The organism is Nonomuraea sp. CA-143628, from assembly GCF_050942315.1.
Lineage (GTDB): Bacteria > Actinomycetota > Actinomycetes > Streptosporangiales > Streptosporangiaceae > Nonomuraea.
This window is the reverse complement of sequence record NZ_CP192072.1, coordinates 788,073-812,743: the sequence shown is the minus strand read 5'-3', so window position 1 is coordinate 812,743 and position 24,671 is coordinate 788,073. Positions and strand designations below refer to the sequence as shown.

General features: G+C 68.8%; 18 protein-coding genes. 7 read left to right on the top strand and 11 right to left on the bottom strand.

Features of this window, described 5'->3' with window-relative positions; genetic code table 11:
* Positions 1-39 precede the first annotated feature (39 nt).
* Both ACQP2T_RS03875 and ACQP2T_RS03870 read left to right on the top strand, forming a co-directional pair.
* Positions 40-1,383, top strand: coding sequence for an MFS transporter (locus ACQP2T_RS03875; protein WP_433514821.1), 1,344 nt, complete (start codon positions 40-42; stop codon positions 1,381-1,383).
* Between the two features lie 30 nt (positions 1,384-1,413).
* The gene (locus ACQP2T_RS03870) at positions 1,414-3,669 is read left to right on the top strand and encodes a glycoside hydrolase family 3 C-terminal domain-containing protein (protein ID WP_433514820.1); all 2,256 of its coding nucleotides are present in this window, start codon (positions 1,414-1,416) and stop codon (positions 3,667-3,669) included.
* Between the two features lie 77 nt (positions 3,670-3,746).
* Here ACQP2T_RS03870 and mltG read toward each other — a convergent pair whose 3' ends face one another.
* From mltG to ACQP2T_RS03835, 7 genes are all read right to left on the bottom strand, one after another.
* Complete coding sequence (mltG, locus tag ACQP2T_RS03865; protein ID WP_433514819.1) at positions 3,747-4,697, bottom strand: endolytic transglycosylase MltG; 951 nt, start codon at positions 4,695-4,697, stop codon at positions 3,747-3,749.
* Positions 4,694-5,206: a SigE family RNA polymerase sigma factor gene (locus ACQP2T_RS03860; RefSeq protein ID WP_433514818.1), complete on the bottom strand. Its 513-nt coding sequence runs from the start codon at positions 5,204-5,206 to the stop codon at positions 4,694-4,696. The genes mltG and ACQP2T_RS03860 overlap by 4 nt, the downstream gene beginning before the upstream one ends.
* A 138-nt stretch (positions 5,207-5,344) precedes the next feature.
* Complete coding sequence (locus ACQP2T_RS03855; RefSeq protein ID WP_433514817.1) at positions 5,345-8,467, bottom strand: TIM-barrel domain-containing protein; 3,123 nt, start codon at positions 8,465-8,467, stop codon at positions 5,345-5,347.
* Positions 8,468-8,649: 182 nt separating this feature from the next.
* Entirely contained in the window at positions 8,650-10,437 is a 1,788-nt protein-coding gene (locus tag ACQP2T_RS03850; RefSeq protein WP_433514816.1) for a glycoside hydrolase family 2 protein, read from the bottom strand.
* A gap of 33 nt (positions 10,438-10,470) precedes the next feature.
* Positions 10,471-11,310, bottom strand: a complete 840-nt coding sequence (locus tag ACQP2T_RS03845) for a carbohydrate ABC transporter permease (protein WP_364007897.1) — start codon at positions 11,308-11,310, stop codon at positions 10,471-10,473.
* Positions 11,307-12,236: a carbohydrate ABC transporter permease gene (locus ACQP2T_RS03840; RefSeq protein WP_433514815.1), complete on the bottom strand. Its 930-nt coding sequence runs from the start codon at positions 12,234-12,236 to the stop codon at positions 11,307-11,309. Before ACQP2T_RS03840 ends, ACQP2T_RS03845 begins: the two co-directional genes overlap by 4 nt.
* Positions 12,233-13,249, bottom strand: a complete 1,017-nt coding sequence (locus tag ACQP2T_RS03835) for a LacI family DNA-binding transcriptional regulator (RefSeq protein WP_433514814.1) — start codon at positions 13,247-13,249, stop codon at positions 12,233-12,235. Before ACQP2T_RS03835 ends, ACQP2T_RS03840 begins: the two co-directional genes overlap by 4 nt.
* Before the next feature lie 127 nt (positions 13,250-13,376).
* Here ACQP2T_RS03835 and ACQP2T_RS03830 point away from each other — a divergent pair, with 127 nt between their 5' ends.
* From ACQP2T_RS03830 to ACQP2T_RS03810, 5 genes are all read left to right on the top strand, one after another.
* Complete coding sequence (locus tag ACQP2T_RS03830) at positions 13,377-14,837, top strand: ABC transporter substrate-binding protein (RefSeq protein WP_433514813.1); 1,461 nt, start codon at positions 13,377-13,379, stop codon at positions 14,835-14,837.
* Positions 14,838-14,881: 44 nt separating this feature from the next.
* Entirely contained in the window at positions 14,882-16,297 is a 1,416-nt protein-coding gene (locus ACQP2T_RS03825; RefSeq protein ID WP_433514812.1) for a sulfatase-like hydrolase/transferase, read from the top strand.
* 290 nt (positions 16,298-16,587) lie between these two features.
* Positions 16,588-17,433 (top strand): peptidoglycan-binding protein, encoded by an 846-nt coding sequence (locus ACQP2T_RS03820; protein ID WP_433514811.1) that lies wholly within the window; start codon positions 16,588-16,590, stop codon positions 17,431-17,433.
* Positions 17,434-17,491: 58 nt separating this feature from the next.
* Positions 17,492-18,385 carry a peptidase inhibitor family I36 protein gene (locus ACQP2T_RS03815; protein WP_433514810.1) on the top strand — a complete coding sequence of 298 codons (894 nt, stop codon included), beginning with the start codon at positions 17,492-17,494 and terminating at the stop codon, positions 18,383-18,385.
* A 35-nt stretch (positions 18,386-18,420) separates the two neighbouring features.
* Positions 18,421-19,362, top strand: a complete 942-nt coding sequence (locus tag ACQP2T_RS03810; RefSeq protein ID WP_433514809.1) for a SpoIID/LytB domain-containing protein — start codon at positions 18,421-18,423, stop codon at positions 19,360-19,362.
* A gap of 48 nt (positions 19,363-19,410) precedes the next feature.
* Here the strand turns inward: ACQP2T_RS03810 and ACQP2T_RS03805 are convergent, their stop codons facing one another.
* The 4 genes from ACQP2T_RS03805 to ACQP2T_RS03790 all read right to left on the bottom strand — a co-directional run bounded on the left by ACQP2T_RS03805 (position 19,411) and on the right by ACQP2T_RS03790 (position 24,652).
* A complete protein-coding gene (locus ACQP2T_RS03805; RefSeq protein WP_433514808.1) occupies positions 19,411-20,382 on the bottom strand; it encodes an NBR1-Ig-like domain-containing protein in 972 nt (323 codons plus the stop codon).
* Between the two features lie 557 nt (positions 20,383-20,939).
* A complete protein-coding gene (locus ACQP2T_RS03800; protein WP_433514807.1) occupies positions 20,940-22,865 on the bottom strand; it encodes a hypothetical protein in 1,926 nt (641 codons plus the stop codon).
* A gap of 90 nt (positions 22,866-22,955) precedes the next feature.
* Complete coding sequence (locus tag ACQP2T_RS03795) at positions 22,956-23,552, bottom strand: response regulator (RefSeq protein WP_397304295.1); 597 nt, start codon at positions 23,550-23,552, stop codon at positions 22,956-22,958.
* Positions 23,552-24,652, bottom strand: a complete 1,101-nt coding sequence (locus ACQP2T_RS03790) for a sensor histidine kinase (protein ID WP_433514806.1) — start codon at positions 24,650-24,652, stop codon at positions 23,552-23,554. The genes ACQP2T_RS03795 and ACQP2T_RS03790 overlap by 1 nt, the downstream gene beginning before the upstream one ends.
* Positions 24,653-24,671: the final 19 nt, after the last annotated feature.

Here is a 24,671-nt window from a genome sequence, read left to right as displayed (position 1 = left end):
GGCGTTTGCTTTATCGCACCACTGCAGACAGGACCCCCCATGGATGCCAGCGCCTCCACCACGTCCGTCCAGCCAGGAGCGGCTCAGGCCGCCAACATCCCCCACCGCTGGCGCAATCTCGCCGTCCTCTCCGGCGTGAGCGTCGTCGACAACACCGAAGCCGGCCTCATCAACACCCTCTTCCCCACGCTGGCGACCGCGCTGCGGCTCAACAGCGGCCATCTCGGCCTCATCGCCGCCCTCGGCAAGATCGCCAGTGTTCCCGCCGGGCCGTTCTGGGTCTGGCTGGCCGGCCGCATCGGCCGCCGCGCCACGCTGACCGCCACAACGGTGGCCGGCGGCCTGTTCGGCATCGCCGCCGGCTTCTCGCAGAACTTCGTCCAGCTCCTGATCTGCTGCACTCTCATGTCCGCCGCGGTGATCGGTAGCTCTCCCATCACCATGGCCGTCATCGCCGACTCCTTCCCCGACGAGCAGCGCGCCCGGGCCAACGGCATCTTCTTCGGAACGCTCCAAGTCGCCACCATCGCCCTCGGCCCCGTCATGGCCGTCTTCGTGGGGTTCGCGGACGGCTGGCGCTGGGCGCTGTGGACGCTCGGCGGGGTCTGCATCGCTGCCGGACTCCTGGTCCTCACCTTCTACAAGGATCCGGACATCGGGGGCGCCGAAGAGCAGCTCGCCGACCTCGCCCGAGAGGAGCGGCCGAAGACGAAGGTCACCGTCGCCTCCGTCGTCGGGCTGTTCCGCATCCCCACCTACACCGTGATGATGCTGAGCCGGCTCCTGTCGGGCCACTTGCTGATCATCATCTTCGGCGTCCAGTTCCTCGTCACCGAGCGCGGCATCTCCAACTCCACGGCCATCCTGGTAGCGCTGCCGTTGGGGGTCGGCTACAGCATCGCCACGCTGGGCGCCGGATTCATCCTCCCGAGGATCGATCGGCTCATGCCGAGCCGCGGCCGCGTCCTGGTCCTGCAGCTGGCCCAGATCCTGTTCGCCCTCATCGCCTTCTTCGGCACGCAGTTCCGGTACGAGAGCATCGGCGTGTACGCGGTCTTCTGGGGCCTGCTTGGCGCCTGCCAGGGGCTCAACCCGCCGGTCAACCGCCCCATCGTGGCCGCCGTCGTGCTGCCCGAGCTGCGCGGCCAGGCGTACGCGATCTGGCTGACGGTGTTCGAGACGATCGCGTGGGCGCTGTTCGCGCTCCTGGCCGGCTCGTTCGCGGCGACGATCGGCATCCAGGGCGTGTTCCTCTGGGTACTGGTCATCCTGATGATCGTGAACGGCCTGTTGCTCTCGATCCTGTACGTCACCTATCCGCGAGACACCGGCCGAGTCGGCGAGACGCTCGACCTCCGCCGCCAGCAGGCGCTCTCGAACTGACCCGCACTCCCCTACCAGGAAGGTCACAACATGACCGACGGACGTTCCGTCGTCGAGCGGCTCACGCTCGAAGAGAAGGCGAGCCTCGTCTCCGGCGCCGGTTTCTGGGCGACCGCGGAGGTGGCCCGCGCGGGCGTGCCGGCCGCGGTGCTCACCGACGGCCCGCACGGCGTACGCATGCAGCGGGCCGGCTCGGACCACCTCGGGCTCGCCGACAGCATGCCCGCCACGTCGTTTCCCACCGCCGCGGCGCTGGGCTCGTCGTGGGACGAGAGCCTGCTGCGCGAGGTCGGGGAGGCGCTCGCGGTCGAGGCCAGGGCGCTCGGCGTGGACGTGCTCCTCGGCCCGGGCGTCAACATGAAGCGCTCCCCGCTGTGCGGGCGCAACTTCGAGTACTTCGCCGAGGACCCGCTGCTGGCCGGCGCCATGGCGGCCGGGTGGGTCGCGGGCCTGCAGTCGCGCGGCGTCGGCGCGTCGGTCAAGCACTTCGCGGCCAACAACCAGGAGACCGACCGCATGCGCGTCAGCGCGGAGGTCGACGAGCGTACCCTGCGGGAGATCTACCTGCCCGCCTTCGAGCACGTCGTCCGCGAGGCGCGGCCCGCCACGATCATGTGCTCCTACAACCGGATCAACGGCGTGTACGCCTCACAGAACCCCTGGCTGCTCACCACGCTCCTGCGCGAGGAGTGGGGATTCGACGGGTATGTTGTCTCGGACTGGGGCGCGGTGCACGATCCGGTCGCCGCCCTCCGATCCGGGCTGGACCTGGAGATGCCGGGCACCGGCGGCCGCAGCGCCGCCACGATCGTCGAGGCCGTACGCGCCGGCGAGCTCAGCGAGGACATCCTCGACACCGCCGTGGCCCGCCTGCTGGACACCCACGACCGGGTACGGCTGCCACGCGAGGGCGAGGCCCCCGCACCGGACTTCGACGCCCACCACGCGCTCGCCCGGCGCGTCGCGGCGGAATGCGCGGTCCTGCTGAAGAACGACGGCGGCCTGCTCCCGCTGGACCCGGACACCGGTGGCCGGATCGCCGTCCTGGGCGAGTTCGCGCGTACCCCGCGCTACCAGGGCGCCGGCAGCTCCCAGATCAACCCGACGCGGGTCGACGACGCCCTGACGGCGATCCGCGCCGCCACCTCGCGTGAGGTCACCTTCGCGCCGGGGTTCCGCCTGGACGGGACGGCCGACGAAGCCCTGCTCGCGCAGGCGGTGGAGGCCGCTCGCGGCGCCGCCGTGGTGCTGATGTTCCTCGGCGAGCCGTCAGAAGCCGAGTCCGAGGGCTTCGACCGCGACGACCTGGACCTGCCGGCCGTACAGCTCCAGATGATCGAGGCGGTCTCCGAGGTCAACCCGTCGGTCGCGGTCGTGCTGAGCAACGGCGGCGTCGTGCTGACCGGCCCGCTCACCGATCGGGCGGCGGCCCTGCTGGAGATGTGGCTGCCCGGCCAGGCCGGCGGGAGCGCCACGGCCGACCTGCTCTTCGGGCACGCCGCGCCCGCCGGCCGGCTGGCGGAGACCGTCCCGCACCGGCTCTGCGACACGCCCGCGCACGTCAACTGGCCCGGCTCGGCCGGGCAGGTCCACTACGGGGAACGGCTCTACATCGGCTACCGCTGGTACGACCGCACCGAGGGCGACGTGGCCTTCCCGTTCGGCTTCGGGCTGTCGTACACCACCTTCGCGTACTCCGAACTGTCCGTGCACGTACCCGACCCGACCCGGCCCGAGGCGCGCGTCGAGGTCACCGTCACCAACACCGGCGCGCGCGAGGGCGCCGACGTCGTCCAGGTGTACGTCAGCGACCCCGTCGCGGACGTGGACCGTCCCGTACGCGAGCTGCGCGGCTTCCGCAAAGTGCGCTTGGCGCCCGGCGAGAGCGCCCGCGTGGTGATCGAGCTCGACGCCCGCGCCTTCAGCTACTGGAGCACCCGGCACGGTCGGTGGGTGGCCGAACCGGGCGAATACGGCGTGCACGTCGGCCCCTCCTCCCGCGACCTGCCCCTGGAACAGCGCATTCACCTCGATCTGGCGATGCCGCCGACCCCTCTCGCGGCCGACAGCACGCTCGCGGAATGGCTCGCCCACACCCGCGGACAGGAGCTCATCCAGGAGATCTTCGCGAAGCTGTCAGGAGAGGGATCGTCCTTCCTCACCGACCCCGCCAGCCAGCCGCTGGTCGCCCAGATTCCGCTGGCCACCCTCCTCAGCATGGGCGCCGCCCGCGACGGGCAAGGCTCACCGTCCATCGACGACCTGCTCCGGAAAGCGAACTCCTAGGCCTTGACCAGCTTGGACGCTCACGTGCCGACTATTCAGGAGTAGGCCGGATCGAGGACTGCGGCGCCCCGCTTCCATCATCCGGTCCCTAGGTTCCTTCTGTATTCCTCGACCAGCTTGTCGAACTCGGATGGGGAACTGGCGAACTTCGTGACGCCCGTCTTCGGATCGATCGTCACGAAGTACAGCCACGGCCCGGCGGCCGGCTTCAAGGCAGCCTCGATGGCGTCGGCGCCCGGGTTATCGATGGGGCCAGGCGGCAGGCCGAGGCGCGCATAGGTGTTGTACGGCGACCGGGTCTTGAGATCCTCGTTCGAGGCTCTGGCGCCGAACTTGTTCAGGCCGTACAGAAGCGTGCTGTCCATCGCCAGCTTCATCTCGGGTGTGTGGTTCAGCCGGTTGTGGATGACCCGCGCGATCTTGGGCATGTCGCGCTTGTTGGGCGACTCGGCCTGGACGATGCTGGCGATGATGAGGATCTCCCGTGGCGTACGGCCAACACGTCTGGCACCGTCCACCAGGTCGCTGTCCTCGGCGGCGCGATTGAAGCGTGTCACCATCGCGGCGAGGATCTCGTCGGGGCTCGACGTGGGCGAGACCTCGTAGGTGCCGGGGAAGGCGAATCCTTCCAGCGCGCCCTTGGCGTAGGCCGGAAGGCCGAGCGCCCTGCTGTCCTTGGCGGCTCGCTGGAACTCCACCAGCGGTCTGCCGGTGGCGGTCGCCAGCTGCTCCAAGATCCGTGAGAGCCGCAGTCCTTCTCTCACGGTCAGGGTGGTCTGTCCCTGTTTCGTCTCCACAAGCGTCTCGCCAGAGCCCTGCCCGGCGACATCCTTGGAGACGGAGGACAGCCCCTGGACCACGACCGTGGATCCGACCGCCATCACGGCTACGGCCGCAGCCGCCGCCAGGGCGAGGCCGCGCCGACGGGATCGACCCTGCTTGACCTGGAGGAACCGGCCCGGTGGAGGTGGCTGCTCCTCATGGGCCAGGTCGGAGAGAGTCTCACGCAGCAGATCCTCGATATTCATCCGAACTCCCTCACGGTGCTCAGTTCAGGTGCGGCCTTCTTCAGACGCTCCAACGACCGGTAGATCTGGCTGCGCACCGACCCGACCCTGACACCGAGCAGCCGCGCGATCTCGGTCTCGGACAGGTCTTCGAAGTAGCGCAGCACGAGCATGGTCCGCTGCCGGGGTGTCAGCCGGGCGAGAGCCGCGCGCATCACCAGGCGAAGATCCACCACCTCGGCGTGCCCGTCGCCGATCTGCTCGGGCAGCCATCCGGTGGACACTTCCGCGACGCGCGAACGGCGTCGCCACCAGCTCACCTGCTCGTGGTACATGACGCGGCGGACGTAGCCCTCGATGGCCTCGGGGTCGCGCAGGCCGCGCCACTTCGCGGCGGTCTTCGCCAGCGCCGACTGGACCAAGTCCTCGGCGACGTGCCGGTCACCGGTCAGCAGGTACGCGGTACGGAACAGCGCTCCTGATCGATCGATGACGAACTCCCGGAAGTTCGCCGCAAATCCTGGATCCACCTGTCCTCCTCGCGATGTCGCCAAACAAGGACGCGGGCAGGAGGTCGATCTATGCCTGCATGGCCGAACCGATCTGCGTCATGTGAGGCCCCGCCCCGACGGGGCCTCGGATGTCAGCCGGAGGTGCGGCCTCGGGTGTCAGCCGGAAGTGAAGCTAAGCCGCGTCGTGTGTTTGGGGAGCTTGACGGTCAGGGTGCGGGTGGCGCTGTCATAGCGGTACGTGTCGGCGGGCAGGTCCGTGGGAGGTGCCGCGTTCAGGAAGTTGAGCGTCCATTGGCGCGCCTTGCCGCTGATCTTCACGGTCCGCCGCCCTCCCGACTCCGAGTATCGGATCGTGGTCTTGTCGTACAGCGTGTACGAGCCGGAGGCCCCCGAGGCGATGCTCAGAGTGAGTTTGTCCAGGGGGTTCTGGACGTCGTTGGCGACGTCAGCGGTCCTGGTCGGCAGGATGCCCCCGGCCTTGACGAACACGGGCATCGTGTCGAGGCCGGTGGTGATGTTCCGGGTGGTGCCGCCGGTGTAGGTCTGGCCGGTGAAGTAGTCGGTCCACTGCCCGGGCGGGAACCACACCGAGGTCGTGGCCGTGGCGCCGGGCGTGGTCACGGGCGCGACCAGGAGGTCGGGGCCGTAGAAGTACTGGGTGGCGGCGGTGGCGTACGCGTTCTCCTCTTCGGGGTATTCCAGGTATGTCGGGCGGACGATCGGGACGCCGGTGGCGTTGGACTCCTGGGCCAGCGTGTAGGTGTAGGGGACCAGGTTCTCCCTCAGGTTGAGGAACTTCTTCGCCGAGTCCTTCGCCGCCGTCCCGTACTGCCAGGGGAGCCGGTCGCCGTGGTTGCTGTGCAGGCGGTCGATGGGCTGGAAGGTGCCGAACTGGACCCATCGGGCGTACAGGTCGTCGGGCAGCTTGCTGGTCCGCCTGGTCTGCCCGTTGTCGAGGTAGGTCTCCGAGCCCGGCAGGCCCGTGGTGTCGTTGTGGCCGCCGATGTCGTGGCTGATGGACGCCATGCCGGTGGCGGCGGATTCGCCGGGCGTGTAGCCGACCTCCGCCCGGAGGGTTCCCCAGGTGGAGGACGTGTCGCCGGTGAAGTGGAGGGTGGTGCGCTTGTCGGCCCACGGGCCGGTGGGCAGGCCCGAGCGGCCGGCGTACGAGCCTGTCTGGAGGGAGCCGAAGGCACGGGAGAGCACGAAGCCGCCGTTGGCCGCGGCGTACTGCTGGTGGATCCAGGCGTCAGGGGTCACGCCGGGCAGCGAGGACTGCGAGGCGTCGCAGCACCAGTCGAGCCACCAGAAGTCGTTGCCCTGCTGATCCATGGTCTTGTGCAGGTCCATGTACGCCTTGAGCTGGTCGGGGTCGCCCCAGTCGAAGGTGTAGCAGTTCGCGCCCGCGGACCCGGCGCAGCCGCCCTTGCGGAGCTTGCCCTTGGCCGTGGCCTGCGCCTGGGCGAACTGGGGGTCGTCGCCAACGATGCTGGGATGGACGTTGAGCGTGTTGTGCAGGCCCTGGGCGGCCGACCAGTCGAAGAACGCCTTCGGGTCGGGGAACTTCGCGCGATCGATCTGCCAGCCGCTCCAGGTGTTGGGCGATTTGAAGTCGGTGTCGGTGACCAGGACGTCCAGCGGGACGCCCTCGGAGCGGAACCTGGGCAGGATCGTGTTCTGGTAGTCGGCCGCGGTGCGGTCGATGTACTCGGAGTACCACACGCCGTACGCCCAACGGGGAAGCAGCGCCGGCGGCCCGGTCAGGGTGGACAGGTCCGACAGGGCGCGCTTGTAGTCGTGACCGTAACCGAAGAAGTAACCGTCCTGGTACGCCCTGCCGCCGGGCCGCTGGGTGACCTTCCCGGTGGCGGGGTCGTACAGGGCGGAGGGTGTGTCGTCGAGCAGGTACCAGCCGTCCTTGTGCAGCAGGCCCGGAGTGGTCGGCGGGGTGCCGTTGTCACCGTTCACGTTGTCGAGGCTGCGGCGGTAGCCGCCGAGCGGGAGGTGCGGCGGCGGGGCGGCCGTGCCGGTGGCGGTCACCGCGAGCGTGTCCACGTTGACGCGGCAGCCGGAGGCGCCGGGGCAGGTGAGGGTGATGTCGTTCGTGCCGGACTTGAGGGCGATCGGGAGGGCGGCCGTCGCCCACGTGTCCCAGTCGGCCGTGATCGGGAAGGTCATCTGCTGCGTAGCGCCGCCTGTTGTGATGGTGGCCGTTCGCGTCTGGTGCTGGCCGTCGCCGCCGACGCCGTTGGCGTAGCGGATGTGCAGCGTGTACGTGCCGTCGGCGGGCACGCCCACCAGGCGGGTGGCCAGGCCGGCGCCCTGGTTGAGCTCGGCGACGAAACCTCTGCCCGTGTAACCGGCGTGGTCCTGCGCCACCTTGGCCGTACCGGCGAGCCCGCCCGCCTCGGCCTCGCAGCTCGTGCCGTACGCGCAGGGCACGGTGGCTCTGGCCGACGGCGGCGGATAGCCGGCGCCCGGTGGCAGCAGCGCGAGACTGTCGATGTTGACATTGCCGGAGTCAGCCGCTGTGCGGGTCAGCGTGATCACGTGCCGGCCCGCGGCGAGCTGCACGCCCGGGGTGGCGATGGCCCAGGTGTCCCAGTTCGCGGTCACCGGCAGGGTCACCGTCTGGCCGGTGCCCCCGTCCACCGACAGGGTGAGCGTGCGCGGCGTGTGCTGACCGTCGCCGCCGACGGCGTTGGAGTAGCGGATGGCGAACTGGTACTGCCCTGACGTGGTCGCGTTCACGTCCGCGGACAGCGAGTTGCCCGTGCCTTCGAAGCCCGCCAGGAAACCCGCGCCGGTGAAGCCGATGTGGTTTGTGGCGACAGCCAGCCCGCCGTACGAGACGTCTTCGGCCTCGCACAGGGCTCCGGCCGGGCAGGTCAGTTGTTGCCATGGGGCGGCGGTCGTGGTCTTCAGGCTGACCGAGAGGTTCTGCGGGGTGAACGGGCCCGAACCGACCTGGTAGCGCAGGGTGAGCGCGCTCGTCCTGATGGTGAGCCAGCCGTTCGTCGTACTGGAGGTGAACGGCGTCGCCGGAAAGGCGCCGCGCCCGACGGCGTTGAAGGTCGGGGTGTCGAGGAATTTGGCGTCACCCGCGTACTCGGTCCTGATCAGGGTTGGGGACAGCACTTCGAAGCGGGCGTTTCCTGAGGTCACCGCTTTGATCCGGTTGCTGTCAGGCATCGCATCCGCCGGAGTGGGGGCGATGCCTGACATGGCCACCGCGGTGATCACGACGGCTACGAGGCGCAGGAAGGGGCTTGGTCGCACTGGGCGGCTCCTTAGTCACGTTCGATCGGGCAGCGGACCGAATTTGACTGCTTTGCCGCAACTATTGACCAGACTGATGGACCTGACAAGATCGGAGCATCATATTGATCGAATCCGGTCAGGGTGGTATGTGAATCGGTCAGCACAAGAGCCGTGCGCCAGCAGACAACGCGACCGGCATGTCACCCCTGCTCGATGGCGGCCGGACGTAGCTGGGCCGCGCGGATCCGCGAGACGTCCAGCTTGCTCGTCCGGTCGAAGCGATAGATGCCGTTCTGTTCCTGGAAGACGTCGGTCAGCTGGGTGTAGCAGTAGCCGAACATCCGGGAGTCGTCCAGCAGGACGCCGACCAGCCCGGCGAACCGCTGCTGGAGCTCCTCCTCGCTCGCGGGGCGTTCGCCGTATCCCCAGGAGTGCTCCTCGGGGCGCAGGTCCGGGTTCCACCAGATGCCCCCGAACTCACTGCAGAAGTACGGCTGGCCCTGGTACGGCACCGACCATGCCGTGCCGTCGGGATCGGCATTGACGTACGGCGTCCCGTCGGCCAGGCCCGCCATCAGCTTGCCGAACGCCTCGGGATCCTGCTCGTAGCAGTGCGAGTCGTAGACGTCGGCGCCCGGGACCCGGTGCGCGTAGCCGGACGCGTCGACCACCGGGCGGGTGCGGTCGGCCGCCTTCGTGGCCAGGTACATCCCCTGGGTGACGTCGTCGAGCACGGTGATCTGGTCGGTCAGCCGCTGCCAGGTCTCGTTGAGCGGGCACCAGCCGACGATGGACGGGTGGGAGTAGTCGCGCTCGACGGCCTCCAGCCACTGGGTCACGAACGACGCGGTCGGTCGCTGGTTGTCTCCCGAAGGCCCGCCGGTGTTGGCTCCCCAGTCTCCGAACTCGCCCCAGACCAGGAAACCCGCCCGGTCGGCGTGGTACAGATACCGCTCCTCGAACACCTTCTGGTGCAACCGGGCGCCGTTGAACCCGGCGGCCATGGCCAACTCGATGTCGCGGCGCAGTGCCTCGTCCGTGGGCGCGGTCATCAGGCCGTCCGGGTAGTAGCCCTGGTCGAGCACGAGCCGCTGGAAGCGGACCGCGCCGTTGAGCAGGACGGCGTGACCGTCGATGGCGACCGAGCGGAGCCCGGCATAGCTCGTGGCGGTGTCCACCACGGCGTCGTCGCCGTCGAGCAGGTCGATGCGCAGGTCGTACAGGTGCGGATCCTCGGGCGACCACAGCCGCACCCGGTCGTCCGGCAGTGGCAGCCACACTTCGGGGGCCAGGTCGAGGTCGGCGCGCGCCGTCGCCCGCGCGAGGTCACCGGTCTGGTCCGAGACCGTCACCTGGACGCGGTGCCCCGGGCGGTTGGCCGACACCGGCACGGTGATCCGGAACGCGGACGCGGCGACATTCGGCGTGATCCGCGGCCGGCCGAGGTGCGCGTCGGGCACGGGCTCGCACCACACCGTCTGCCAGATGCCGGTGGTGCGTCCGTAGCGCGCGCCGGTGCCCTCGAAAGTGACCGCCTGCTTGCCGCGCGCCTGCGGGCCGGTGCGGGGGTCGCGGGCGCGCACGACCACGGTGTACGTGTGCGCCGGGTCGGCCGCAGTGGTCAAATCACAGCTGAACGGGGTGAAACCGCCCCGGTGCCGGCTGGCTTGGACGCCGTCCACCCACACCGTGGCGTCGTGGTCCACCGCCTGGAAGTGCAGCAGCACCCGCTGCCCGGCCCAGCCTTCCGGCACCTGGACAGTACGGCGGTACCAGACGGCCGGATGGAAGTCCGGGTTGCCGATGCCGGACAGCGGTGCCTCCGGGCAGAACGGCACCAAGATCTCACCGGTCAGGTCCCGGTCGACCAGGCCACGCTCAAGCCCGGAGTCGCCGGCGTCCCGCTCGAACTGCCAGGCTCCGTTCAGGCACTGCCATTCGGTGCGGACAAATTGCGGACGCGGGTATTCAGGACGCGGGATGCTCACAGTGCTCGCTTTCTCAGGAAATAGCGGGAAATTTCAGGACTTGACGGCGCCGGCGATGCCCTCGACGAAGTAGCGCTGCAAGGCGATGAACAGGGCGACGACCGGCAGCAGTGAGATGGTCGCCGCAGCGGCCATCCCCGACCAGTCAGTGGTGTTCTCGCCGACGAAGGCGAGCATGCCCACGCTGACGGTGCGCAGGTCGGGCCGGGAGAAGGTGAAGACCAGCGGCAGGAAGAACGCGTTCCAGGTGGACAGGAAGGTGAGCACGGTGACCGTGGCCGTCACGGGCTTGGCCAGCGGCAGCATGATGCGGAAGAAGACGGTCGCGAACCCGGCGCCGTCGAGGAGCGCGCTCTCGGTCAGCTCCTTGGGTATGCCGCGGAAGTACCCGACGTAGAGCAGGATCGCCGCCACGTGCGCGGCGCCCGACATCGCGAGGACCATGCCGGTCAGCGAGTTCAGCATGCCGAGCCGCTGGGCGAGGTCGACCAGCGGGATGATGGTGTATCCGGCCGGGACGAACAGGGTGGCGATCAGGACGCCCATCACGATCCGGCGCCCGCGGAAGTCGTGGCGGGCGATGGCGTAGCCGGCCATGGCGCACCTGACGACCACGACCACCACCGTGCACACCGTGACGATGACGGTGTTGAGCAGGTATTTCCCGAAGTCCGCGCTGACCCACGCGCGCTCGTAGTTGTCCCATGCCGGATCGCCGCCGGGCAGCAGGTCGAGCCCCTTGGTGAAGACCTCGGCCGAGGTCTTCAGCGACGCGGAGACCATCCACAGGAACGGGTAGATCCAGATCAGGCAGCCGATGGCGAGCGCGGCGGCGGCGAGCCACCAGGGCAGTCGGCGCAGCGTACGACTCATGCCGCGCTCCTGGTCCGGCGGGTGGCGCGCATGGCGAGCAGCTGCAGCAACCCGACAAGGCAGACGAACAGCCCGAACAGCACGGCGGCCGCGGAGGCGTACCCGAGCCGGGGGATCGTCGCGGCGAAGGCCCAGCGATAGATGTACACCTCGATCACCTCGGTCGAGTAGAACGGGCCGCCCCCGGTCATGGTCAGGACGAGGTCGAAGACCTGTAACGACGCCTCGATCGACAGCAGGGTGATGATGACCAGGAAGGGCTTGAGCAGGGGCACGGTGATGTGCCGCAGGGTAGCCAGCGCGCCGGCGCCGTCGAGGCGGGCCGCCTCGTACACCTCGTTCGGTACGGTCTGCAACGCGGCCAGCCAGTAGACCAGGGTGATCCCGAACCACTTCCACACGTACACGGCGATCGTCGTGCCCAGTGCCGAGGAGGACTGCCCGAGGAAGTCGATGCCGTCCGGCGCCAGACCGGCCTCGCGCAACGCGAGGTTCACCGGACCGCTGGCCGGGTCGAAGACGAACTGCATGACCACGCCGACGATCGCCGTGGTGGTGACCACCGGCAGGAACAGGGCGGTACGGAACAGCTTGCGTAGCGGCATGCGGGGCGAGTTGAGCACGATCGCGAGCAGCAGGGTGGCCAGCACCTGGACCGGCACCGCGAAGACCATGAACGTCAGCGTCAGCCGGAACGAACTCCAGAACATCGGGTCGGCGAGGACCTCGCGGTAGTTGGCCACGCCGATGAACGACGGGCTCGCGTCGAACCCGTTCCAGTCGGTGAAGGAGTAGAGGTAGCTGCCGGCGATCGGGTAGACGGTGAACGCGCCGTACAGCAGCACGGTCGGCGTCAGGAACAGCCAGACGTACAGGGTGTTGCGGCCACGGGGCGGTCGCGCCGCGGATGGGATCGCTACCGTCATCCGCTCGCTCCGGCGACGCCCGTGGTGCTCTGGTCGACCATCAGCCGCCACGGCGCCTCAAGGTGGACGGCCGGGCTCTCGTCACCCTCGATGCGCGCCAGCAGGCGGGTCACGGCGAGCTCGGCGATCCGCTCCTTGTCGGGCGCGATGGTGGTCAGCGGCGGAGTGGCGAACCGGCCCTCGTCGATGGCGTCGAACCCGACGATGGCGACGTCCTCCGGCACCCGTAGTCCTCGGGCCAGCACCGCCCGCATCGCGCCGAGCGCGAGCAGGTCGTTGTAGCAGAACACGGCATCCGGCGGCTCGGCCAGATCGAGCAGGCGGTCCATCGCCTGGCGGCCGTCCTGGCGCTGGTAGCGGCGTACGGGCACCGCCAGCTCGGGCCGGATGGGCAGTCCCGCCTCCTCCAGCGCCTGCCGATAGCCGGCGGAGCGGTGTGCGGAGGTGTTGCCGTGCGGTTTCTCCACCACGCCGATGGCGGCGATTCTGCTCCGGCCCAGCGCGGCCAGGTGCGCGGTGGCGGCGCGGGCGGCGGCGGTGTCGTCGATGGCGACGTGGTCCACGCCCTCCACGCTCACCTCACCCAGCGTCACCGCCGGGCACTTGCCCGCCCAGTCGCGCAGCTCGTCCTCGGTCAGGCCGAGCGGGCTGAAGATGAACCCGTCGAACAGGGCCGACCGGTCTCGCCGCATGACGATCTGCCGCTCGCGTTCGGCCACGCCTTCGGTGCGGTCGATGAGCACCGTGTACCCGCGCTCCTCGGCGCGGTCCACCACGTGGGCGGCCAGTTCGGTGAAGTACGGCACGTCCAGCGGCAGGACGAGGGCCAGCAGGTTGGACCGCCCCCGGTTGAGGCTGCGCGCGGCGAGGTTGGGCCGGTAGCCGAGTTCGTCCAGGGCCTGTTGCACCTGGGCACGGGTCTCCTCGGCCACGTAGGCGAAGTTGTTCACGACGTTGGAGACGGTCCGAACTGAGACTCCCGCCCGCCGCGCCACGTCACGTTGTGTCACCACAGTCGTTCATCCTCCTAGTTGCTAAGAAGAGTCTTGCCACGCGGCATGCCGCGTGGCAAGAATGAATTTGCCGCGCGGCAACATTTTTTCACGAGACCTTCACGCCGCGCGGTGGAAGGCAGGACCGATGACCGGGATGACTCGGCGGGGATTCCTCGCCGCGGCGGGCACGCTGGCCGCCGCGACGGCGACCGGCGCGTGCGGCGCGGGCGGTGGCGGCGGTGCCGGTGCCGGCGGCAACTCGCTGACCTGGTGGGACCACCAGAACCAGCTCCAGAAGGCGAAGGCGGAGATCTTCGCCAAGTTCGCCAAGAGCCCCGGCGGCGTTCCGGTGCAGTACACCTACTACAACCCGGCGAAGATGGGCCAGGCGCTGCAGCTGGCCAAACAGAGCGGCCAGTTGCCGGACATCCGCACCAACGCCGGCCTCAACCTTCCCCCTGCGGCGCTCGTCGCCGCCGGGTGGGCGCAGCCGCTGGACCTCAGCGACGCGGCGAAGGCCCAGGTCAAGGACTCGCTCATCGAGGGCCTGCACGTCTTCGACGGCAAGATCTACGCCTTCCCCATCTTCAGCCACCAGACCTACTCCACGGTGACGTGGTTCAACACGGAGCTGGTCGCGCGCGCCGGGCTGGACCCGGACGCGCCGCCGAAGACGTACGACGAGTTCCGGGCCGCGGCCCGCGCGGTGCAGAGCAAGGGCGGCGGCCAGTCGTACGGCTGGGTGTGGAACGTCGGCATGCCACTCCGGCTGGGAGACCAGGTCCACGACCTGGCGCAGGCGGCCGGGTTCGCCGGGGGCGGCGGGTTGAGGTACCAGACCGGCGAGTACGCCTACCACGCCGACGAATACCTCGACGTGATCGAGTTCCTGGTCTCGCTGCGGCAGGACAAGGTGCTGGTGCCGGGGGCGAACTCCTGGCTCGACGACGTGGCACGGGCCCGATGGACCGCCGGGATCGCGGCCTACTACTTCGACGGCCCCTGGTGCCCCGGCGTGGCGCTGAAGGACACGCCCGGCTTCGGGGACAAGCTCGGCGTGGGGCCGATTCTGGTGCCTGACGCGGGCGCCACCGTGGCCACCTACCATGCGCCGCAGCCGGGAGACTACTGGCTGTCGCCGACGAGCAAGAAGGCCGAGGCGGCGAACAAGCTGCTGAGCGACCACTTCGCCTCCGAGGAGTACTCGCGCACGGTCGCCGGGACCATGTCGCAGCCCCCGCGCGACATCTCCGTCGTCGAGCAGTCCCAGGCGCACCCCGCGTACAAGAAGCTGATCGGCTGGTTCAAGGAGAGCGTCTTCCTCGCCCCCGAACCGATCGCCGGCAACAAGGACCTCCAGCGGGTGCAGATCGAGCTCAAACCGATAACCCCCACCCTCGGGGACATCGTCCAGGGTGCGCTGACCGGCGATGTCACCGACGTCCGCGCGGCGTTGACCAAGCTGTCCAGCGACAGCGCCAAGCAGCGCGACCTGGCCATCGCGGCGGCCAAGAGCAAGGGCGCGCAGGTCAGCCTGGACGACTACGCCTTCCCCAACTGGAAGCCGCGGGCTGACTACCTCAAGCCGATGTACGCGAAGCGCTAGCCGGAGGCCCACAACCTGTGAACCGACCTAACATCGTGCTGATCATGACCGATCAGCAGCGGGCCGGCTGGACGGCCGCGAGCGGCTTCCCGCTGGACACCATGCCCTTCCTCGACGGGTTGATGAGCACCGGCGCCCAGTTCCAGCGGGCGTACACCACGTCGCCGGCGTGCGTGCCCGCCCGGGTCAGCCTGCTCACCGCGCGGTATCCGTCCGCGCACCGGGTCCGGCAGAACAGCGCCCCGCAGCACGTGCTGCGCGGCGCCGATCTGGTGGACGTGCTGCGTGAGGCCGGCTACGCGCTGCATATGGCGGGCAAGACGCACTTCTACCGGCAGCCCGCCGACTTCGACACCTTCGCCGCACCGTACGGGCATAATCGCGGACCGGCGGGGACGCCTGAGCAGGCCCGGTTCGAGCAGTGGCTCGGCGCGCTCGACCACTCGGTCAGCCATGAGCCGACGCCGTTTCCGCTGGAGTGCCAGTTTCCGTATCGGATCGTCGACGACGCGATCAGCGCGATCGACCGGACGCCCGCCGACCGGCCGTTCTTCACCTGGCTGTCGTTCCCCGAGCCGCACAACCCGTACCAGGTGCCGGAGCCGTACTTCAGCCTGTTCCCGCCGGAGCAGATGCCCGAGCGGATGGTCGGGCCCGAGGGCGCCGAGCGCAAGGGCGGGATGTACACCTGGCTGCGCGAGCTGGTCGAGGAGAAGCGGCCCGGCTACGACGCGGAGTGGCGGCGATACCGCGCCAACTACTGCGGGATGCTCCGTCTCATCGACGACCAACTGCGCCGGTTCTTCACGTACCTGGGTGATCGGGACACGCTGGTGTTCTTCGTCGCCGACCACGGCGACTACACCGGCGACTACGGCCTGCAGCGCAAGGGCGCGGGCATGGCCGAGTGTCTGATGCGCATCCCATTCGCCGTATCCGGGCCCGACGTGCGGCCGATGGTCAATCGCGCCGACTTCGTCTCGCTCGCCGATCTGTTTCCGACGATCTGCGACGCTCTCGACGTCGAGATCCCGCCCGGCGTCCAGGGCCGCAGCCTGTGGCCCATGCTCACCGGGGCGCCGTATCCGGCCGAGGAGTTCGCCAGCGGGTACGGCGAACGCGGGTTCGGCGGGCTTTCCTATGATGTCGACGAGCGCCCTCCGCTGCATTTCCCGTACGAGGGCCGCACCTTCGACGAGCTCAACACCGTCACCCAGTCCGGCACGACGGTGATGCTCCGGCGCGGGCAGTGGAAGCTGCTGCTGGACGAGCGCGGCACCGGCGAACTGTACGATCTGGCCGCCGACCCAGCGGAGCTGGACAACCGGTACGACGATCCCGCGCTCGCCACCATCCGGGCCGACCTCACCACCGATCTCGTCCGCTGGATGATCCGCGTCCGGGACGACCTGCCAGAGGCGGCTTACACGCTCAAACGCGCGCCACACAACTGGCACTAGCGCCCCACACCTCCCACTCGCTGCGCGCCGTCGGCCACTCTGTGTAGCCGCCGACGGTGTCGCCGCGCCCGCGGAGCGGGCCGTTCCGCCGTCGGCTCCTGGCCGACGTCATGGTGCACGTCTTGCCTGGTCAGGCTCTGTCAGCGCCACCGGAACGCCTGTCAGACGGCGTACGGCCAGGGCTGTCAGATGGCGTGTGGACAGGCTGACAACACCGATCTCCTTGTGGACACGTTGGGTAACCGGCGAGATTGATCCCGCCGCCCAGCAATCCCACCACAGGAGTAACGATGAAGTTGGCCTCAGGCGCCGCTGCCCTCTTGTCGGCCGCCCTGCTCACATCACTGGCCGAAGGGTCCGTGATGTCGGCGGCCGAGGCGGCCGGCATGAGGGCCCTTCCGAGCGTGAACATGGAAGCCACCGTCAAGGCGGCCCTGATCGACCCGAGGCGGCCTGACAACACGCAGACCCCGGGTGCCAAGGCCAGTGTGCTCCTCGTTGAGCAGGCGCTGCGCGACCGGAGCCTGCTCGACGCGAAGTGGGTGGACGGTTACTTCGGCTCCACGACGGTCACCGCCTATGCGAAGTACCAGAAGTCGCTCGGCCTCACCGGTCTCGACGCCAACGGCCTGCCGGGTAAGGGGTCGCTCACCAAGCTCGGAGCCGGCCGCTTCACCGTCACCGCCACCGTCGACCCGGGCGCCAAGGTGTCCTACGGCACCGCCGTCGTCAACACCCGTACCCGGAACATGCTGGCCGAGGCGAAGCGCCTGCTCGGCCGCGATCTCGCGCTGGACCAGGGTTCGTACAACCCCGGCGGCGACCCGACCTCCGTGGGCACCCACGACGGCGGCGGTGTCATCGACGTCTCGGTGAAGGGGATGACCGCGGCCACCCGCACCGCGGTCTGCCGCGCGTTGCGCCGGGTCGGCTTCGCGGCCTGGGTGCGCAGCCCCCAGCAGGGCGACTGGCCGTGGCACATCCACGCCGCCGCCATCAACGACACCAGCCTCTCCACCCAGGCCCAGCACCAGATCGGTGACTACTACCTGGGCCAGAACGGGCTCGCCAACCGCGGGCCGGACGACGGCCCGAAGGTGACCATCCGTACCTGGGAGGAGTACCAGCGCCGCTGACCCCTCCCAAACTCAGAACCCGCAGACATAACAGACATAAGAGACAAAGGAGAACGGCATGAACACGCTCACCAGGATCCTCACCGCCACGACCGCCGCGATGGCACTCAGCGGAACGGTGCTGGCCACCGCGACGCCCGCTTCGGCGGCCGGCCGCGACGGCGTCTGCGACAGCGGCGAGTTCTGCTACTACTTCAACAGCAACCAGCAGGGATCGGTCTCCGACTTCACCGGATCGGTCTCCGACTACTCCACGACGCAGCCCACCTGCTACGACTTCAAGGGCCCCGGCGAAGGCAAGGGCAAGTGCATCAAGAACGCCGCCGCCTCCGTCTGGAACCGCAGCAGCAAGAAGGTCCGCGTCTACTTCAACACCGGTAATACCGGCACTTATCAGGACTTCGCCGCAGGCGCCAAGGGCAACCTGAACGCCAGCCTCAAGAACCAGAACGCCTCGCACGAGTTCAACCCGTCGTCGACGGCGCGCACCAACATGTCGTACTCGCTGTACGCGACCTCCGGCGGCGGGATCAGCTGCGGCTTCGACGGTTACACCTCCACCTCCGGCCGGCATGAGGGCATCGACATCGCCCGCGGCATCGGCTCGGACGTTCACAACCTGGTGGCGGGCACGATCACCAATGTCCAGTTCGGATCCACCGGCAGGGCCGGACTGTCCACGATCGCCGTCTACAACTCCGCGGCGAACAAGACGGTGATCTACCTGCACTCCGCTCCGCGGTCCTCCCTGCGGGTGGGCCAGACGGTCACCCGCGGCCAGATCATCGCCGACGAGTCGTGGCACGGGGTTTCGAGCAGTGGATCCGCGCACACCCACGTCGAGATGCGCCCCGGACGGCAGACGCGGGCGTCCAAGAGCGTCGGCGACCCGAACCTGGAGAACCCGAACCCGACCTCGTTCTGGAACTCGCAGGGCTACAACGTCCGATAACGAACCCCGACCGCTGACAAGAGAGGAAGACACCTGTGCCTTCACGGACTGTACGGCTGATCTCGGGGCTCACCGCGGCGATTTCGCTCGGCGGAACCATGCTGGCCACCGCGACGCCCGCCTCGGCGGCCAGCCGCGACGGCGTCTGCGACAACGGCGAGTTCTGCTACTACTTCAACAGCAACAACAAGGGCTCGGTCTCCGACTTCACCACATCGATCCCCGACTACTCCACTACGCAGCCCAGCTGCTACGACTTCAAGGGCCCCGGCGAAGGCAAGGGCAAGTGCATCAAGAACGAAGCCGCCTCCGTCTGGAACCGCAGTAGCAAGAAGGTCCGCGTCTACTTCAACACCGGCCTCACCGGCACCTACCAGGACTTCGCCCCGGGTGCCAAGGCCAACCTCAACTCCACTCTCAAGAACCAGAACGCCTCGCACGAGTTCCTGGGTAGCTCCTTGCCGCCGACCCAATGCAAGACCGACGGCACGGACAGCAAGCTGCCCACGACGATCCTCGTGTACCGCGAGTCCCTCAATCGCGTGGAGCGGGTGGACTTCAAGACCTACGTCAAGAACGTCCTGCCCAACGAGTGGGTGACGAGCTGGCCGGCCGAGTCCCTCAAGGCCGGGGCGATGGCCGTGAAGAACTTCGGCTGGTACTGGGCGCTGCACTCCGCCAGCAAGACGCCGAGCGGCCAGTGCTTCGACGTCTATGACCACACGTCGAGCCAGGTGTACAAGCCCGGCTCCGCGAAGGCGGTGACGAACGCCGCGGTGGACGCGACCTGGGGCACCCGGCTGACTCGCAGTGGGAAGATCTTCCGGGCCCAGTACTGCTCGACGACGACGGCGTGCGGTAACTGGGTCAACGGCGACTGGATGTCGCAGTACGGCTCCCGCGACAAGGCCAGAGCGGGCTGGAGCTACTCCAGGATCCTCAAGAACTACTACACGGGGATCGTTATCGGCTCCTGACCCCTCCCGAAGACCATGGTTCCCCGCCGCATCCTGCGCGGCGGGGAACTATGGCGCGTCGACGATGATCTGGAAGTTGACCGGCCGGCTCCCGGGGAAAAGGACCGTTCCCGAAGCGTCCACCATCTTGAATCGCACGTAGCACAGGCCCGGCTTGCTCGGCGTGGTGACGACGGTCTGGATGTCGACCAGCTCGCCGGGTTGCGTGTCCTTGATCGGCACGTGGGAAATGGTCTGGCACTGATCGGCCTGCTGCGTGACGTCGAGGCGACGCAGCGAATATCCCTTCCACGGCACGGACCCGGCGTTCTTGAGCCGCCATGTCTTGGTCACGGTCTTACCGGTGCCGACGCGCGAGCAGTCGGGGAGCGTGACGTCCTCGATGAACGTCACCGCGTCGCCCTTGTGCAGCGGCGCGGCCAAGGGCGGGCTGGTCGAACGCACCGGGCAATCGGCCGGGGACAGCGCGGCCATCGCCGAGGTGCCGGACAGGGCCGGGCCGGGTTGTACGTCGGGCGTGGAGCCGCGATTGACGGTGGTCACGATGACGGCCACCGACCCTATGGTGACGGCCGCTGCCACGAACGCGGCCGGGCGGATCCACCGCGGTCGCCCTTGTCCTCCCGGCGTAGGGACCTGGCCCACGATCTCGCCGGTCGACCATCCATTGGCGAACTGCACCGTACGGGGTTCCGCGACTCCGTAGGGCAGATGATCCGCTGAGGCGTCCGTACGAATCGAAAGCTCCCCGGCGCTCCCCGACCTGACCGCCAGGTTCGCTCGCTCCCAGCGCTCACGGTACGCGGCCGGGTCCGCGCCGCACACCTTGAGGAACTCGACGGTGGTCTCCCAACTCGGGAGCCGGTTACCCTTCGTAGCCTCGTGCAGCGTTGTGTGAGAAATCGCCCCTGACCGGCCGGACATTTCCCGAAAAGACGGGTTGCCGACCGAGGTGCGCAGTTCCCGCAAGGTCACCGCGAAGTCCTCGATCGCCTCCGTCCGTACCCGCGTGTCGTCCACCGTGTGAAGTTAACAGCACCCCTGGTGTTCATCAACCGAAACGGACAAGTCCAGTGAGATGGTGCTTGAGAAGGCACCTATAACCCGGCGACCATTCGCACCATTCGTCGCTCTGCTCGAATACGGTGCGCAGCATGGTCGCCACCCAAGGTGCCGGGGCCGCCGTCCAGCGCGGAGGCCGGGATCGCCGTACCCATCGGATGAAGCGGCCGTCAATGGCCCCGTCAGACATTTGGCAAGTCCGACCCGGATTTCCCCTCTTTACCAGAATCCGAGTCAATGACGCCATAACCCGTTCGTTCACGCCTGGGGGCATGGTTCGTGGGTGATCTAGGCCACCCCTGAACTGGCATGAGTGAGATCCAAGTGACGAGAGGCGAACACTCCGTAATCCGTCGATTCACATATTTGGACCCCACAAAGCCGCGCCGACTTGACATCTTCTGTAACCACACGATCGGCAGTCGGAAATTTCTCATCCGCCCCGTAATCCCTCAAGTCAATCGGCCGGCTCATCAAGCCGGCGACCACGGAGAGTCACCACCGGCTACGATCCATCAGCGGATCCGCGGTAGGTACTCCTCCACGGGCGGATAGCCGTCCTCCAGCCAAGCGCACATCCGCCAGTTGATCTCCCACAGCCGCTCCCGATCCGATGTGAACAGCGCGTAGGTCTCTGCGAAGAACTCCTTGGTCGACGTCCGCCCGTACGGCGTGCACGACTGGAACCCGACCTGTGCGGCATAGGCGGCGAACCTCGCCAACAGCAGCCCAGGCGCCGCCAACCCCGCGATATACGTATGCCGCAGCAGCAGCACCGTGGTCACCTTGACGACATCGCGCTGCCCCTCAGGAAGCAACGCGTCCAGCGTCCGGGCGGCGGCCAGCGTGGGGTCCGCCTGAGCGACAGCTGCCGCCTGCGCCCTGGCGAAGGTCGCTACGACCTCTCCGACTCTGGCGGGTACGGTCTCCCGGAGCGCCGCCCAGGTCTGGTTCGCCACGGGGACGAAGTCGTCGTTCGCGTCGGTATAGGCCCCGTACGCGGTGGTCCAGGTGGTGAAGGCTTGGATGAGCCGATTATCGGCGTTCGCCAAGAAGGCGCGCAGCCGCTGGTCGAGCAGTTCGTACGCCTGCCGCGGCTTGTCCCTGAGTCGAGCCAGCGACAGTGAGGCCTGCTCGTGGGGGCACATGGTGACCACATGGCCGATCTCGTGCAGCAGGGTCCAGTCGCCGCCCGGCCCGCAGTCGCCCGGCGGACCGCACGCCGCGCGGGTCATGTCGTCGAAGGCGAGGTCGAAGTAGTGGACGTGCGGTGTCGGTTCGGCGGGCTCCGGGCCGATCAGGTCCAGGCCGCCCTTGCTCACGTGGGTCTCGCCGCCGTGCCGGCCGGCCGCTATGGGATCCACGGGCGTGTCGCGGATCAGTGAGGTGCCCTTGAGCGCCTCGAGGTCGCCGGCCGGGATGCGCTCGAACGCCGAGGCGACCTGGCCGAGCTCGGCCAGGCTCCACGCCTTCGCCGGACGATTGCCGCCGGGCAGCCGGTCGCCCACTCCACCGAGCGCGAACCGCCCCTGCAGCGTGTCCTTGCCCTCCTGGATCGAGCCCGGCCGTGGGTACCATGCCGGTAGCGGCCGGTCCACCACGTCGCCCAGCCGTTCGGCACGCACCACACGGTTGTCGTCGGTGATCAGCTCGTAGCGGGCGGATCCGTTCCGGAGGGGGATCGTCAGCGGCCAGACGGTTCCCGGCAGCTCCAGCGGCTGACCGTCGGGCCAGGTGATCTGGGTGGTGACACGCATGATCATGTACTGGACGGCGTCGCGTTCGTGCACGGGCACGAAGGTGAGGTCGGTAGTGTACTTGGCGTCGCGGATGGCGGCGCCGGTGTCCCCGTAGTCCCGGGGCAGCGGTTCCGCTGGGGGGATGAGCTGGAGCATGGTCGGCGCCGGACCGTTGCCGCCGTCGAGCAGCAGGTTCACCACCCGGCGCAGCAGGAGGAGGAAGGACTCGTTCTGGTGCTGATCCTGGCGGGTGAGCGCGCGTAACCGTACGACGCCGTCGGCGCCGGGGCGTACCGTGACGGCGCAGCGGCGCAGACCGGCCAGGATGCGGTCACGGACCCGCCGGTCAGTGATCTTCAGCTCGGCCCACCTCTGCTCCAGCAGTCGCAGGTACGAGCCGAAGACACGCTCCCAGACATCCCCCAGGGCCCCACCGTCCTCAGCGGCCAGAGCCACCCCGGCCAGCTGAGCCGACGTGACCGGACAGATCTCCGGCCACTTGGCCAGGAAGACGGCGAAGCCGGCGACGTCCTTGTCCTGCTCGTAGGCGTTGCGCCCGGCGACGAGGAGTGTGGCGACGTCCTTGAGGCGGCTTGTCCGCGTCGGGCGATCGATGAGACGGCCGTCCGTTTCGTTATACGACGCCCTGATCTCGTCAAGTTTGATGAGTACCTTGCGCGTGGGCGACACCGCTGCATCCACGGACGGCTCCCTCCATTGGAACGCTCCCTTGAACGGTAACCGGAGAGATTCCCGATTCCCTACGCTGTGTCCGCTGAATGACAGACCGCGTCAGAGGAGCCCACGTTCCATGGCCACCACGACCGCCGCCGCCCTGGTCTCGACGCCGAGCTTGGCGAAGACGTGCTTGAGGTGCGTCTTGACCGTCGTCTCGCTGATCAGCAGAGTTCTCGCGATCTCCTTGTTGGCCGCGCCCCGCGCCACCAGGCGCAGCACCTCCAGCTCGCGCGGGCTCGGCGCCTGCGCCGCGGGTCCGCGGATGAGCGCGGAGGCGATCGACGGCGCCAGGACCGCGCCGCCCGCGGCGGCCGTACGGACCGCCCGGTGCAGTTCCTCGCGCGGCGCGTCCTTCAGCAGGTAGCCCGCCACCCCGGCGGCCATGGCCCGGGTCACGTCGGCGTCGGTGTCGTACGTGGTCAGCACGATCACCTTGATCTCCGGGTGGTCCACGCGCAGCCGCTCGATCGCGCCCACGCCGTCCAGGCCGGGCATGCGCAGGTCCATGAGGATGACGTGCGGCCGCGCCTGCCTGGCCATGGCCAGCGCTTCGTACCCGTCGCCCGCCTCGGCCACCACCTCGATGTCGTCCACGTGGTCGAACATGCCGCGCAGCCCGTCGCGGACCACCGGATGGTCATCCACGATCATCAGCTTGAGGGGATACGCAGGCACAGTGCCGTCCCTTCTCCCGGCGCCGTCTCCACCGTCAGCGTTCCGCCCACGCCGCGGGCGCGCTCGCGCATGGCCGCCAGCCCGTAACCGGAACCGCGCGCGGCCGGGTCGAAGCCCTTACCGTCGTCGAACACGTCCAGCATCACCTCGTCGTCCATGTACGTCAGCGTGATCGCCACCCGGCCGGCCCGCGCGTGCTTGGCCGCGTTGGACAGCCCCTCCTGCGCCGCGCGCAGCAGCGTGGCGCCCACCTCGCCGGGCAGTGGCCGGGGCGGGCCCTCCACCGTCACGGTGGCGCTCACTCCGGACGTACGTGACCATCGCTCGGCGACCTGCGCCAGGGCGGCGTCGAGGCGCGCGTCCTGCAGGGGCCCGGGCCGCAGCGCGTCCACCGAGCGGCGGGCCTCCTGGAGGTTGTCGCGGGCCAGCTCCTTGGCCAGCGCGATCCTCCTGCGTACGGCGGGCAGGTCGGGTGCGCCCGGTTCGGGCATGGCCTGCTCGGCCGCCTCAAGCTGGGTGATGATCCCGCTCAGCCCTTGGGCGATAGTGTCGTGGATCTCCCTGGCCAGTCTGGCCCGTTCCTCCAGCACGCCGAGCGTCTTGGTCTGCTCGCTCTGGCGCAGGACGTAGGTCAAGAACATGCCGATCGCCACCACCAGGCCGCAACTCCCGGCGAGCCGCCACAGGGCGTCGGGGTCGTCGAGGTAGCCCCTCGCCGCGAACGTGCACAGGATGGTCGTCACGGCCCCCGCGTACGACCAGGGGGTGGTCAGTAGCACGTACGGCTGGGGCATCAGCCCGAAGATCACCACATCGAAGGAGCGGTCGGTGAGCACCAGCGCGACGTACAGGGCACAGAGCACGGCCAGATGGAACGCCATGGGGCGGAGCCGGCCAAGCAGGTGCGGGCGGCGGACGACGAAGAACCAGTGCCAACCGGCCAGCGACGCGAGCACCACCAGAGTGACGGGGGCCGGGCTCTTGTTCTCGCCGATCGACAGGATCAGCCCCAGCGCCAGGCAGGCGTAGAACAACAGGTGGAAGGCGCGCACCCAGCGCGCCTCCCATACGTTCACGCCGTCACTCCCCCCACCC

Coding starts and splice junctions, on each gene's coding strand:
- ACQP2T_RS03875 (WP_433514821.1), top strand. CDS start 40: ATGGATGCCAGCGCCTCCACCACGTCCGTCCAGCCAGGAGCGGCTCAG.
- ACQP2T_RS03870 (WP_433514820.1), top strand. CDS start 1,414: ATGACCGACGGACGTTCCGTCGTCGAGCGGCTCACGCTCGAAGAGAAG.
- mltG (WP_433514819.1), bottom strand. CDS start 4,697: ATGAATATCGAGGATCTGCTGCGTGAGACTCTCTCCGACCTGGCCCAT.
- ACQP2T_RS03845 (WP_364007897.1), bottom strand. CDS start 11,310: ATGAGTCGTACGCTGCGCCGACTGCCCTGGTGGCTCGCCGCCGCCGCG.
- ACQP2T_RS03840 (WP_433514815.1), bottom strand. CDS start 12,236: ATGACGGTAGCGATCCCATCCGCGGCGCGACCGCCCCGTGGCCGCAAC.
- ACQP2T_RS03830 (WP_433514813.1), top strand. CDS start 13,377: ATGACCGGGATGACTCGGCGGGGATTCCTCGCCGCGGCGGGCACGCTG.
- ACQP2T_RS03825 (WP_433514812.1), top strand. CDS start 14,882: ATGACCGATCAGCAGCGGGCCGGCTGGACGGCCGCGAGCGGCTTCCCG.
- ACQP2T_RS03820 (WP_433514811.1), top strand. CDS start 16,588: ATGAAGTTGGCCTCAGGCGCCGCTGCCCTCTTGTCGGCCGCCCTGCTC.
- ACQP2T_RS03815 (WP_433514810.1), top strand. CDS start 17,492: ATGAACACGCTCACCAGGATCCTCACCGCCACGACCGCCGCGATGGCA.
- ACQP2T_RS03795 (WP_397304295.1), bottom strand. CDS start 23,552: ATGATCGTGGATGACCATCCGGTGGTCCGCGACGGGCTGCGCGGCATG.